Genomic DNA, 12,687 nt, shown 5'->3' on the forward strand with positions numbered 1-12,687 from the left:
GTCAGGGCCGGATCGAAGGGCTGGGTCCACTTTCCCCTGAAATAGATGGCGTTGAGCAAAACCATCCTGTCTTCACGGCCGAGGCGATCCACGAGGCGGTCAATCTTGCCCTGGGTGCGCTCGGCTACCCAACGGTTGATGGCCTGCACCGTTTGAGGGGATCCCAGCTCCACCCGATTGGCCACTGCTTGGTAATAGGTAGCCAGGGCTTGCAAAAAGGGAGGCCGCAAGGTGAGGGTGGTATCGACCCAAAGGCCGTTGGCCATTTGCACCTGGATTGGCCCTGCTGTTTGCGACCTTTCCGCCAGCCAGCGCACCATCTGAGCCTGGGTCCAGTTCAACTCATTGAGGGAGAGTTCCTGGGCCTCCAGGACCTTGGCCATTGCCGCTTGGGTCTCTCCAGCAGCGCCGTTGTACAGCAGGCTCAAGGCTAGGCGAATGCTCAAGGGGGAGAAAAAAAGGTTCTCTCGCGGCTGCTGCCGGAGCCAGTGATCGAAGAGTTTTAGCGCAAAGCGACTTTGGGCTTGCTGGGCCACCGCCTCTTCTCCATACCCTTCCCCGTAGGTCACGGTCGGCTGGAACGGGATCCGCAGAGGGGTTTCCCGGGATCCCATCCCGTGCGTGGGCCAAAGGCCCAAGAGCAACAGGCCAAACAGAACTAAAAGCGGGATCTGGCTTGCCGAGAATCTGCTCATTCTTGGCTGGGGAACGACTCTGAGGCTATGGTATCGGGCTAGGGGTGGAGGGCTCTTGCCCAAACTGGCCGTTGTGGCTGCGCTTGAGGAGATCCCGGCCAAACTGGCCAAGGCTTTCCTCTAGTCCTCGTTCGCGACAGCGGTGCGGCCCAATTCCTGTCGGATTAGCAGCAGCAGAGCCAGCACCAAGGTCACTTCCGAGAGCAAGGTGGCCAGGGCTGCCCCTCGCCACCCCCACGCCGGGATCCAGATCCCGTTCAAAGCTCCATTCAGGACTAGGGCTGCCAGTTGTCGGCGGCTTCGCAGCTTTTGCAGGCCAGCGCCAGTGAGCAGATGAGACAGCAGCAGGTGGAGCCCTTCTAGCAAAATGACGGGACTAAGCCAGCGCAGGATGAGAGCTGTCTCTTGGTAGGCGGATCCCAGCAGCCAAGGAATCCCGTAGGATCCCAGGGCCACCCCCAGAGTAGCCAAGCTGCCATAGCCGACCACCCAGGGGAAAAGCTGGCGGGCGTAGCGGCAGCCCTGCAGCAGGCCCTGCTGACCCTGGCGGCACAGCTCGGCAAAGTGGCTAGTGAGCAGCGCAATCATCGGCGTTTGCGAGAAGTTGATGACCCGGTAGGCGGCGCTGTAGAGCCCCCCTGTTGCGCTCGAGGCCAGGCGAGGCAAAAGCAGCTTGTCTAGGTCGGCGAAGGTTTTTGCCGCAGCCAGCCCTACGGCAAAGTCCCAACCTGCTCTCAGCCGTGGCCCTACCTCTTGCCAGTCCAGAGCCGCAAGAGAAGGAGCGCACCACCGCCGCATCCTCCAGCTCATTGCCCCCAGCACTGCCAACACCATTAGCCCGTAGAGGATAGCCCATTGGGTCAGGGATCCCCAGCCCAAAACCATCGCCAGCAGCACGGCGCTAACCCGCCCTAGGGCCATGCCGGTGTCGATGAAGGCTACCCCGGCAACTTGCTCTTGCCCAATGAGGATCCCCCTGTACACTTCGGGGAGGGCAATAAACAGCAGGTCGCTCCCCAGCAGGATGCCCACCTCAAGGGGGGAGATCCCGACCAGCCAAAGGCTCAGCAGAGGTGTTAACAGCAGCACTATCCCGCCGCAGCCCAGTCCGACCAGCCACAAGCTGGGAGCGATCTCCTGGGCAGATGCTGCGGATCCTCGGCCGCTCAGGCGCTGGATCAGAAGCTCTGACTGGCCCCAATAGCCAAAGGGGGCAGCTAGATTGCTGCAGGCCAAGATGGCGGAGAACACCCCAAATGCTTCTGGGCCCAACAGCCGCGCCAACAGGACGAAATAGGCTCCAGACAACCCTAAGCGCAGGCCATTGCCCAGCATCAGCCAGGCTGCCTGGCGCAGTCGGTGCCTTGCTTTTCCTGGACGAGGCCTGCCAAAGCTAGAGATACTGAGTAGATGCTGAGGCTGTCCGCCTAGCTGCATCAGCGGGCCCCAAGGTCGGCTCCCATTCTTTTTCCGGCAGTTTTTCATGGCCAAACTTTACCCTGTTGCTCCTGCCCCGCCCAGCTCCAGCGCCTTAGAGGAGCGGAAGCCTCAAGCCTTGTTTTCCCCCCACTCCAAGCCGGCCGTACTGCGACAAGTCCTTCCCCCACCGCCGTCCCCTAGCCCCCCTTGCCTGGGATCCCCCCCGGCCAAAACAGTAGGCCAAGGCTATCGAGCCCTTGCCTTGCTCTTGCTGGCTAGCGGGTTGCTGTGGGGAGGACTGGGATCGCGGCTGGCCTACCTGCAACTGGTGCGTGCCCAGTACTACCGCCAGTTGGCCGACACCAACCGCATTCGCCTGTTGCCCCAGCCGCCGGAGCGGGGACGCATTGTCGATCGCAACGGCGTGTTGCTGGCCGGTAGTCAACTGTCCTACTCGGTCTTTCTCTGGCCGTTGGTGCAGTCGCGGCAGGGTTGGCAGGAGACGATCCCCAAGCTGGCTCAGTACCTAAACCTGGATGCCAAAGAAATTGCCCAAAAACTGGAGCAAGCAGGTTATCGCTCCCCATTCCCTGTGCGCATCCTGCGCAACGCCAGCCCCGAGGTAGTAACTCGGCTGGAGGAGAGAAGCCGGGAACTTCCAGGAGTGATGGTGGAGGCGGAGACGGTACGCTTCTACCCCCACGGCAGCTTGGCCGCTCACCTGCTGGGCTACACCGGCGAGATCCCCCCAGAGCAGCTGCGAGCCGATCCCAGCTATCGCCTGGGGGACATTGTCGGCCTGATGGGGGTGGAGGAACTGTTTGAGAGCCATCTGCGCGGCCAGGGGGGTGGGCGCCAGGTGGAGGTGGACGCCGTGGGAAAGGTGCTGCGGGTGCTAGGCGAACAGCCTCCTCGGCCGGGCAAAACCCTGCAGCTGACGCTGGACGTGCGACTGCAGCAGGCGGCAGAGCGAGCCCTGGGCCAGCAGAAAGGAGCAGTGGTCGCCATGGATCCCCGCGACGGCTCGATCCTGGCTATGGCCAGCTATCCCACCTTTGATCCCAACCTCTTTTCTGGCCGCATCACCCAAGCGCAGTGGGAGAGCCTGCAAAAGCAGGATTTTCCCTTCCTCAACCGCGCCCTGCGGCCCTATCCCCCTGCTAGCACCTACAAAATCATCACCACTGCCGCCGGGATTGAATCGGGGGTCTTCCCTCCCGATACGGTGCTGCAGACGGCTCCCTACATTAGCGTAGGCGGGTGGCGCTTCTGGGAATGGAACCGCGTCGGCTTCGGGCGGCTGAACTACCGTCAGGCGATAGCCTACAGCAGCGACACCTTTTTCTACCAAATTGCTCTAGGCACCAAGGCCGCCCCCTTGCAAGAATGGTCGCGCCGCTTTGGGTTAGGCCAGCCTACCGGGATTGGCCTCAAAGGGGAAGCTGCTGGGCTGGTGCCCGATGCCGCGTGGAAACAGCGCCACTGGCGCGAGTCCTGGCACGTGGGCGATACGGTCAACATGTCCATCGGGCAAGGATTTGTCACCGCCACGCCGCTGCAGATGGCAGTGGTGACGGCAGCGGTAGCCAACGGTGGCTGGCGGGTTCGTCCCTTGCTCTCCCAGCAGGTGATCCCGGAAAGCCCTGTGCCCCTGCGACAGAAGGTGGGCCTCTCCCCTGCCACCTTGCAGATCCTGCAGCAGGGGTTGCGGGATGTGGTAGTTTACGGCACCGGCGGCAACGCCAACCTGGGCCCAGGCTTTCCTCCCGTAGCAGGCAAAACTGGCACCGCTGAGGATCCGCCGCGGCGCTCCCACGCCTGGTTTGTCGGCTACGCTCCCTACGATCGGCCTGAGTTGGTGGTCGTGGTTTTTCTAGAAAACAGTGGCGGCGGCGGTGGAACCCGGGCAGCTCCGATCTTCCGCGAGGTGATGCGGGCTTACTTCCAAAGCAACTAGTGATACCCCAGCTCCACCCTTTGCTAGGAGAGCATTAGCATGATCTCAGTGCTACCTTTGTGTTCAAAAAATTCTGCTCTGCTCCTCGATTGGGTTAGCACGAGGGAGTCCCTAAGCTCCTTCTCTAGCCGGCTTCTAGCCTAAGTTGGCTGTAAAATAGGTCAGTGATTTGGAGCCAAATGGCTACAATCCTATCGTCGGCAGCGGCTGTGCCCTGGCACAAGGCTAGCCCTGCTCCTACAGCCACAACTTCTCTGAGCAGCTCATTGAGGAGACCAGGATGAACAAGGCAGAGCTTGTGGAAGCCGTCGCTCATCGCGCTAACGTAACCAAAAAAGAGGCTGAGGCTGTCTTGACGGCAGCCTTGGAGATCATCGTGGAAGAGGTTGCCTCCCGCGATGAAAACGGAGAACCCAAAGGAAAGGTCACCCTAGTGGGCTTTGGTTCCTTTGAGGCCCGCAAGCGCAAAGAACGGGAAGGCCGCAACCCGAAAACCAACGAGAAGATGGTGATTCCCGCCAGCGTTGTCCCCACTTTCACCGCCGGCAAAGCTTTTCGCGATGCGGTGGCAGCTGGCCACAGGTCTTGAACCGCTGGGTTAGGCCAGGTCCCGTTCGCATAGGCGGGAGGGAGTCCTGAGGGGATTAGCGTGCAACGGCCTCGACATGGTGGCCACCGAGCTTGGGCAGCAGCGATTGCTGGTTGCCCGGCTGAGGCCATCGTGGATTTTTCCGCCAGCCTCAACCCCCTGGGCCCGCCGCAGTCGGTTGTGCAAGCCCTAGTTCGAGCGCTGGCGGCACCGGACCCAGTTGCCATCAGCTGCTACCCGGATCCCGACTATCGAGAGCTACGCGCTTGTTTGGCGCAGCGCTGGTCAGTCGACCCGGAGTGGATTTTTGTCGGCAACGGGGCGGCGGAATTGCTGACCTGGGCTGCTCGGGAGGCACAGGGGCTGGAGGTATGGCTGCCCCGTCCCGCTTTTGGCGACTATGAGCGGGCACTGCGGGCAGCAGGTGCCGTGATCAAGCCGCTGGATTGGCTGTCTTGTTCGGGATCGCCCACTGCTGCTTTGCTGCCAGAAGGGATCCCTGGCAACAAGAGAGGCCGGGTGCTCTGGCTAAACAATCCCCACAACCCGACGGGCCAGCTGATCCCGCGGGAGGCCATTCTGCCTCTTCTACCCCACTTTGAGCAGGTGGTGGTGGATGAGGCTTTTATGGACTTTCTCCCGGGAGACGCGCCGCAAGATCCAATTGATCTCTGCGCTGCAGCTGCTTGCCCCAGCGGGTCAGTGGCCCCTTTGCCCCGCAGCCAAACCTTGATCCCCTACCTTGAGGCCCACCCTAACACCCTTGTCATTCGCTCGCTGACCAAGTTTTTTACTTTACCCGGGTTGCGCATTGGGTTTGCAGTGGGCCATCCGGAGCGCTGGCGACGCTGGCGGCAGTGGCGGGATCCCTGGAGCGTCAATGGCTTGGCGGCAGTGGCGGCGGCAGCGGCTTTGGCTGACGCGGACTTTCGCCAGCGCACCTTGATGTGGTTGCCCAGGGCCCGCGAGCATCTGCTCAGAGGTCTGCAGGCGCTGCCCGGTTGGGATCCCTGGCCCAGCCAAGCCAATTTTGTGCTGGTGCGCTGCCCCCTCTCCGCCACGCAGCTTCAAGAACAGCTGCTGCGGCAGTACCGCATCCTGGTGCGGGATTGCCTAAGCTTCCCAGAGCTGGGGGATCGCTATCTGCGTATTGGCCTAAGAACTCTGCCGGAGCAAGAGCGCCTGCTCTCGGCCTGTTGGGAGATCCTGGAAAATCTCTCTCCTATAGCACCCATTGACTGATAGGGGCTTCTTTGGGGCCAAGCTCTAGAGGCCGGCCTCAGCTCTGTGGCATGGTATTAATGGCGTTGTCTCTGTCCCTTGCCCCAGTCCTGCTGTCAAGCTGTCAACGGCTAGAGTGTGAGGTTGGCTTTGCATACTGGTTCCTAAGCGAGGGAGGGTAGGTTATCTATGGACTTTTCTCCACTTCACTCAGATCCTACTCAGCCCCTGCCGCCGCCTCAGAAAACGCAGCTGACGCCCCAACGAACGCTTTCGGAAGTCCCTAGCCGTCTGCATCTGGATCCGCCCAAAGAAGGGAAACATTTCCGTCTCTGGCCGCGTTTACAGCGCCGGGAGTCCATCTCACGGCTGCGGGGGAGCCAGTCCGCTAGCAGCCTTCCCACCCACCGTCCTTTGCCTGTGCTGATCCAAGAGGTGGTGGAAGATTTAGAGGAAGAAGAAGTGCCCCGCCCTTCTAGAGGAGTTTCGCCCCTGGCGGCTTTGCTGGTTTGGGTGCTCTCTTGGGTGGGGATTGGCTTTGGGGTGCGCTGGCTACTCTGGCCAGAGGATCTGTCGCTGCCCAAAGCTGAAAAGAAACTTGCTTTGGTGGACTTGGCCCAGCTACCCCTGATTCCCGAGGTGGGGGAAGAGTCGTATTCAGGTGGGGTGACTCCCCCTGAGTTAGCGCTGGGGTTGACCACTCCTTCGGTGGAGGAACTGCAAGTTGAGCCCCTTGAAAATGTCCCCAACCCGCTGGATAGCCTGCAAACTCCTCCCAGCCAGGAGACATGGGTGGAGAAATTGGCAGCTAGCCTGGAGCGTCCCTCCCAAGACAAGCTGCCCCGGCCGGTACCTTTGACCGGCAGCGATCCCGACTCGCTGGGGCCAAACCGCGGCGAGGGCACTTTCTTGGTGCTGACCACCTACTCTGGGGAGGAGAGCTTGGCGCAGGCTCGCCGCATTGCCCGTGACGCCTTTGTTAAAGAGGTGAACGGCCAAAAGTTTGTACAGGTAGCAGCCTTTGCACAACTAGAATATGCCCGCTACCATGCCGAGACCTTGAAAAATCAGGGCTTTAACGTCACGATTGTCGAGCAGTAGCTTGGGCCGTTGAGTTGCAATCACCTTTGGCCTCCCCACAGCTCTTCTAGATAAGCTTGGCAGCGGCGTAGAAGCTGGCGGCTTTCTTCAAAGGTCATTTGTTCCAAAGCTTCGGCGTAGGAGCACCAGCGGTAGGCAGCCACCTCCTCTGGTTGAACCTGTAGCTCAGGGGGAGGGAACTGGGTTGGCAGGAGAGCGACGTAGTAGGTAACGGTCTTGGCTACGGCATTCCCGGCGGAATCGGTGAAGGTGTAAACCTCCTGCAGCGATAGAGGCTCGGACTGGCCCGGCAACACTAGAAAGTGATACTCGGTCAGGCCGGTTTCCTCGCGCAGCTCCCGCTGGGCTGCCGCCAGCTCGCTCTCACCCTCATCTTTGTGTCCTTTGGGGAAGGCCCAGTGCCCCTTTTGGTGCTGAATGAGCAGATAGAGATGGGATCCCTGGGCAGGTGGGAGGGGAAGCACCGGGATCACGCCGTAGGCAGCATCCGTCAGCATGAAAAGATTCTAGCTTTCCTGCCCCCCAAATCCTAGGCCTCAGCAGAGAGGGAGGATGCCAGCTGCTCGTCTCCCCACCCTCTTCTTGGTCGGTGGGGTTCGGGATTCTGAGCTGAGCTTCTTGGCCCCTGAGAGCAGCAGGCTAAGCCTAAGGTTTTTCCCGTAGCCTGGAGAACAGGTACACCCCATCGCGATGGTAGAGCAGTCGAAACGAGGCTTCTTTTTGTAAAGCTCGGATCAGAGCATGGGAGAACTCTAGGCTGCTGCGCCATCCTGGATGGCGGCTGTTCAGTAGCACATAATCAAAGGGATCCCATTGGTCAGGGGGGGATCCCTTAAAGCGGCTTTCGTCGGTAAAGTAAATAACCCGCCGGTGGGTGAGGTGGGGGCAGATCTCGTGGGTGGTGAGAACGCCCCCTTGAGTGGTGATCTGGGCAAGGGCCTCTCGAGTGGCCTGCCAAGTGTCGAGAGACTGGAGATAGATAGATCCGAAAAAAGTGTATTTGCCCAGAGCCAGAAAAGCCAGCAGCGACCAGGTCAGGGCCGCTTTCTTGGCAAAGCGAGCTTGAAAGCAAGGCGTTTTCATCCTTTCAATAATAGCCAGAAATAAGAAGGGGACAACAGGCAGCGCATACTGGTGCACCAGATCCCGATAGGCAGGATTGCTGGAGAGAATGTTCAGCCCTAAAGTTGGCAGAGCAGGGATCCAGGGATCCCAGTGGCGCCAAGAAAGCCCCCAGGCCACGGGGATAATCAACAAAAATCCATAGAATAGGGTATCGAGAGAGAAGAATTTGCCCAAGACTAATGTTGGCTTGAGCACCAAGTTTTGGATGATCTCAGAAACAGAGCTGCCCAGATAGCTATAGTGGGAGATGGCCGCCGGCTCGCTGCCGCTAAAGTGAGGGATAATCCAAAAAGTGGCTATGCCAAACCAGGCTGAACCTAAGGCTACGGCCACCCAGCCGGCCACCTGGTAGCGCTGTTGCCAGCGCTTCTGGATTCGCCTGCTTTCGAAAAGCAGTAGCCAAACTCCCAGGGCAACAACATTGAGAGACAGCACCGCTTTGCAGCCGAGGATACCGCTCAGGCACAGCAAGAACCCCCACAGGTTGGCAGAGCGAATGCAGAGTATAGTTGCCAAAAAAAGGGGAACGGCCAACACTTCTGGGTGAAAATCAAAAAGGTTGGCGTTAAAGATAGCCGGGTAGAGAAGATAGGCGGCGGCAATGGTCTTTGCCTTTCCAGGATCAACCTCGGCCTGGAGCGCAAGATGGTAAACGGCCAGCGCTCCCAAAGTTAGCGCCAGAGATTGGATGCCGAACAGCCAATAAACCGAGGGGACAATGCGGTACAAGAAACTGATGGGATATAGGATGAAGGCCGCATGATCTCCGAGGATGTGGATCCCGCGGATGGTGGAAAAAGGAACTTCTCCACGGCTAATTAGATAAATTGATTGGTCAAAAATTCCGAGGTCGTAGCCGCCTGACTGAAATAAGTGATGTCGCACAACGCTGCAGCTCAAAAGAGCCAAGAAAGCGCAGAGCAGCATTGCCAACAAAGACATAGGCAGAGGACGATCCTTCAACACTCGCCAAGACTGGGGGATCCCACCGGAGCAGATCCAGTTGCTGCCAACGAACTGTCGGTTCTGCCCAGCCGAAGCCGTGTTGCCATCGCAAAAGCTAGGGATTGCTTGACCTAGACAGCAGTGCAGACAGCTTGGCCCGAAGTCTGAGGAAAAACCCCGACAGTCTTGCTAGAAGAGGCACCGCGACCGTCCACCGATGAGGAGGAGAGTTGGCCATTGTCTCGGCTGTGGAGGCAGCGCAGAAGCTTGAGAAGGTCTAAAGTTTTGCTTTCTTTCCACCGCCTCTTTTTAGGATACAGGCAGGGTATCCAAAGCCGCTGGGTGGGAATTCTGCATGGGTGAAGCCATTCGCTACGACCTGCTTTTGGTGGGGGGGAGCTGCTCGAACCTAATCCTGGCCCATCGCCTTCTGGATCTGGCCAAGCTCTCTGGGCTTAAAATCTCCATTGCCATTTTGGAAAAAGCCCGGCAATTTGGTGGGCACATTGTCAGTGGCGCTATCTGCAACCCCCAGGTGATTGCCAAGCTTTTCCCGGATTTTGAGAGCCAAGGATTTCCCCACGAGGGGCGGGTGGAGGTGAGCCACCTGAGCATATTGGGATCCCAGGAACGGTGGGACTTGCCAGAGGCAGTGATCCCAAAGGGGTTGCGCAAACAGGGGCAGCTCATCCTCACCCTCAGCCATGTCATTCGCTGGCTAGCCGAAACCCTACAAGAAAAGGCTAAAGGGATCCCCAACGTCACCCTGGACGTATTCCCTGGCTTTGCCGCCCATGAGATCCTCTATGAGGGGGAGCGAGTCATTGGGGTGCGGGTGAGCGACTCCGGCCAGGTTTATGAAGACTGTGTCTTTGCCGAGCTCACTTGTTTTGGCGACAAGGGGTTTATCTCTAAGGATCTGATCGAAAAGTTTCACCTGCGCCCCCGGCCGCAACTGTGGTCAGTGGGGGTCAAGGAGCTGTGGCAGATCCCTGGCTCGCTGCAGGGGCAGGTGTGGCATACCCTGGGCTACCCCGTTTTGGATGGCAGCTTTGGTGGCGGCTTTGTCTATGGTCTCAAAGATAACCGCCTGGCTCTGGGCCTCATCATTGGCCTCGACAGCAAAAATCCCAACCTCAACCCGCAGCAGCGCCTGCAGGAGTTCAAAGCCCACCCCTGGATCCAGTCCCTGATTGCTGGCGGCAAGTTGCTCAAGTACGGGGCGGCTGTCATTCCCGAAGGGGGCTACTACAGCTTGCCCACCCGCTTTGGCGTCGAAGGGGCCTTGCTCTTGGGCGATGCCCTGGGGGTGCTGGATGTGGGCAGCCTGGCCGGGATCAACAACGCCATGGAGACCGGCTACCTAGCAGCGGGCCTCATTCACGACGGCTTCTTGAAAGGAGATCTGCGGATCCAAGAGGCCTACCAAAAGGCGGTGATGGAGAGCTCCGTTGGCCAAGATCTCTACCGTAGCCGCTACTTCCGGGAGGCCTTTTTGGAAAACTCCCGTCTGCTGGAAGCGTACCTGCCCCAGATCTGCCGCAGCGTGGATGCCGGCCACCCTTGGCTGGGATCCCTGCGCTGGGGCCTGCAGGATCCCGTGCGTCGCGGCAGGGAACTCCTGCGTGCCTATACCCTGCTGACGGGACGGGTCAGCGCCAGCGAGCCACCCCCACGGGGATATGTGGCCCCCCATGCCGCCATCCAGGCGGACTTTGTGGCCCCCAGCGTTGTGGATCCCGAAACATTGACCACTCGAGCGGGCTATTTCTCGCGATCCGAGGCCGTCTTTTTTGCGGATCCCCGCTACCCCGAAGGCAACCGCCATATTCTCGAGTTTAGCGCCGACACCTGCCGCCAGTGCATTGCCACCTACGACAAACTCAACCGCCCTACCCCCTGCGTGGCCGATTGCCCGGCGGAAGTCCACCACATCCGGGAACGCAACGGCCTCCGCTCCCACGCCATGGCTTTGGAAAACTGCATCCAGTGCCGCACCTGCGAGATTGTCTGCCCCTATCTCAACTTGCGGGTTAACCCCAGCTACGAGGGATCCGGCCCCGATTTCTACGGGCTGTAGTGTCCTCTAGGTTGGCTAGGGCAGCTCTCTGGCCAGTTGGGACGGCCAACCACTAGAATCCCAGTCTGGACTCTAGAGGAGACAGTTCTTGGCCAATCCCTTTAGCCAGAGGCAGTCCTCTTGGAGGAGGACGGGGCCCTTTTTGGGTAGCTACACCCTGAGCCTAGATCCGCACCACCTGTGGGTGCCCTTGGCCTGTTTTGGGGATGGGCTCTGTATTTGGCTGGCCTTCGGGGCAGCTTACTGGCTGCGCAGCCTAGGCCCTCACCAACTTTTGCCGTGGGATGTTTACGCTGGCTTGGGGTTGCTGACCGTTCTCAGCTACTGGGGCGTTCAGGCCGGTTTGGGAGGATACGGCGAATCAAAGCGCCTATCTCGCTTCGAGGAATGGGCCAGCTTGCTGCTGGGGCTGGGGGTGACCTTCGGCCTGGTGCTGGCAGGGGCCTTCTTCGTGCGCTCCGTCTCGCTCTCACGCTTGGTGGTGGGCTATGCTGGCCTACTAGCTCTGCTCGGCTTGACGGTAATGCGGGCAGCGCTGCGGCTGGGCATGGGCTGGCTATACGCCCGCGGCCAGGGGCGGCGACGGGTCATCTGGGTGGGATCCGGCTTGCTCTTGGCCGAGGTGCTGGAGCGGCTAGAGCGCTGTCCGGCCTTGGGGTTCGAGATCAAGGCTTGGGCCGTGGCTGGGGATCCCTCGGCGCCAGAGCCGGGGCTTCTGCAGAAGCTGGAGCGGCTTGAGCCCGCTCATCTGGTGGCCTATGTACAGGCTCACCCTGAGATCCAGGAGGTGTGGTTTGGGCAGCCCCAGTTGGCCTCTGCGCCCCTCTTGCTGAGCTTGCAAGCCCTCTCCGTTCAAGTGCGCCTGGTGCCAGAGCTTCTCAGCTTCTTAACCGTTAACCTCCAGTTCCACTCTCTGGATGGGATCCCGCTGCTGACGCTGCGGCAGCCACCTCTGCGCTATGCCCACAACCGTTTCCTCAAGCGAGCTGTAGATATCCTAGGGGCCTCCCTGGGTCTGGTGTTGCTTAGCCCGCTCTTCCTGGTCATCGCTCTGCTGGTGGCCTGCAGCAGCCCTGGCCCCATCCTGTATTGGCAGGAGCGAGTGAGCTTGGACGGGCGGCGCTTTTGGATTGCCAAGTTCCGCACCATGCGGGTGGACGCCGAAGCCTCTGGCCAGCCGGGCTGGACGCGCCCTGGGGATCCGCGCCGAACCAAGATAGGAGCCTTTTTGCGCCGCACCAATCTGGACGAGCTTCCCCAGCTTTGGAACGTTTTGAAGGGGGAAATGAGCCTGGTGGGCCCTCGCCCCGAGCGGCCCTACTTCGTGGAGCAGTTTAGCCAGGAGATCCCCAAGTATCCAGATCGGCACTTGGTGAAAAGCGGCCTCACCGGCTGGGCCCAGATCCACGGCCTGCGGGGAGACACCAGCATTGCCCGCCGCACCCAGTATGATCTCTACTATGTGCAAAACTGGTCTCTATGGCTGGATCTGCGCATCCTGGCCATCACCCTCTGGCAAGGGATCTGCGGACGGTTGAACGGATATTAGGGGTTG

10 protein-coding genes are annotated in these 12,687 nt (G+C 60.0%); 6 read left to right on the top strand and 4 right to left on the bottom strand.

Features of this window, described 5'->3' with window-relative positions:
- Positions 1–695: serpin family protein (locus NW833_RS09260; RefSeq protein ID WP_414412285.1), on the bottom strand; the 695-nt coding region annotated here is incomplete at its 3' end.
- Between the two features lie 120 nt (positions 696–815).
- Complete coding sequence (locus tag NW833_RS09265) at positions 816–2,030, bottom strand: lipopolysaccharide biosynthesis protein (protein ID WP_414393875.1); 1,215 nt, start codon at positions 2,028–2,030, stop codon at positions 816–818.
- Between the two features lie 148 nt (positions 2,031–2,178).
- Here NW833_RS09265 and mrdA point away from each other — a divergent pair, with 148 nt between their 5' ends.
- The 4 genes from mrdA (at position 2,179) to NW833_RS09285 (ending at position 6,982) form a co-directional block, all read left to right on the top strand.
- On the top strand, positions 2,179–4,071 hold the full coding sequence (mrdA, locus tag NW833_RS09270; protein ID WP_414412286.1) for a penicillin-binding protein 2: 1,893 nt from the start codon (positions 2,179–2,181) through the stop codon (positions 4,069–4,071).
- 280 nt (positions 4,072–4,351) lie between these two features.
- Entirely contained in the window at positions 4,352–4,660 is a 309-nt protein-coding gene (locus NW833_RS09275; protein ID WP_414393879.1) for an HU family DNA-binding protein, read from the top strand.
- 60 nt (positions 4,661–4,720) lie between these two features.
- Entirely contained in the window at positions 4,721–5,902 is a 1,182-nt protein-coding gene (locus tag NW833_RS09280) for a pyridoxal phosphate-dependent aminotransferase (protein ID WP_414412287.1), read from the top strand.
- 168 nt (positions 5,903–6,070) lie between these two features.
- Complete coding sequence (locus NW833_RS09285) at positions 6,071–6,982, top strand: hypothetical protein (RefSeq protein ID WP_414412288.1); 912 nt, start codon at positions 6,071–6,073, stop codon at positions 6,980–6,982.
- A gap of 20 nt (positions 6,983–7,002) precedes the next feature.
- Here the strand turns inward: NW833_RS09285 and NW833_RS09290 are convergent, their stop codons facing one another.
- Complete coding sequence (locus NW833_RS09290; RefSeq protein ID WP_414405988.1) at positions 7,003–7,479, bottom strand: bis(5'-nucleosyl)-tetraphosphatase; 477 nt, start codon at positions 7,477–7,479, stop codon at positions 7,003–7,005.
- A 148-nt stretch (positions 7,480–7,627) separates the two neighbouring features.
- Complete coding sequence (locus NW833_RS09295) at positions 7,628–9,049, bottom strand: DUF2079 domain-containing protein (RefSeq protein ID WP_414412289.1); 1,422 nt, start codon at positions 9,047–9,049, stop codon at positions 7,628–7,630.
- 358 nt (positions 9,050–9,407) lie between these two features.
- Between NW833_RS09295 and NW833_RS09300 the strand changes: the two genes are divergently transcribed.
- Together NW833_RS09300 and NW833_RS09305 are read left to right on the top strand one after the other, a co-directional pair.
- Positions 9,408–11,132 (top strand): electron transfer flavoprotein, encoded by a 1,725-nt coding sequence (locus tag NW833_RS09300; protein ID WP_414412290.1) that lies wholly within the window; start codon positions 9,408–9,410, stop codon positions 11,130–11,132.
- A 142-nt stretch (positions 11,133–11,274) separates the two neighbouring features.
- A complete protein-coding gene (locus NW833_RS09305) occupies positions 11,275–12,681 on the top strand; it encodes a sugar transferase (RefSeq protein ID WP_414412291.1) in 1,407 nt (468 codons plus the stop codon).
- Positions 12,682–12,687: the final 6 nt, after the last annotated feature.

Source organism: Synechococcus sp. O70.1 (assembly GCF_047462215.1).
Taxonomy (GTDB): domain Bacteria; phylum Cyanobacteriota; class Cyanobacteriia; order Thermostichales; family Thermostichaceae; genus Thermostichus.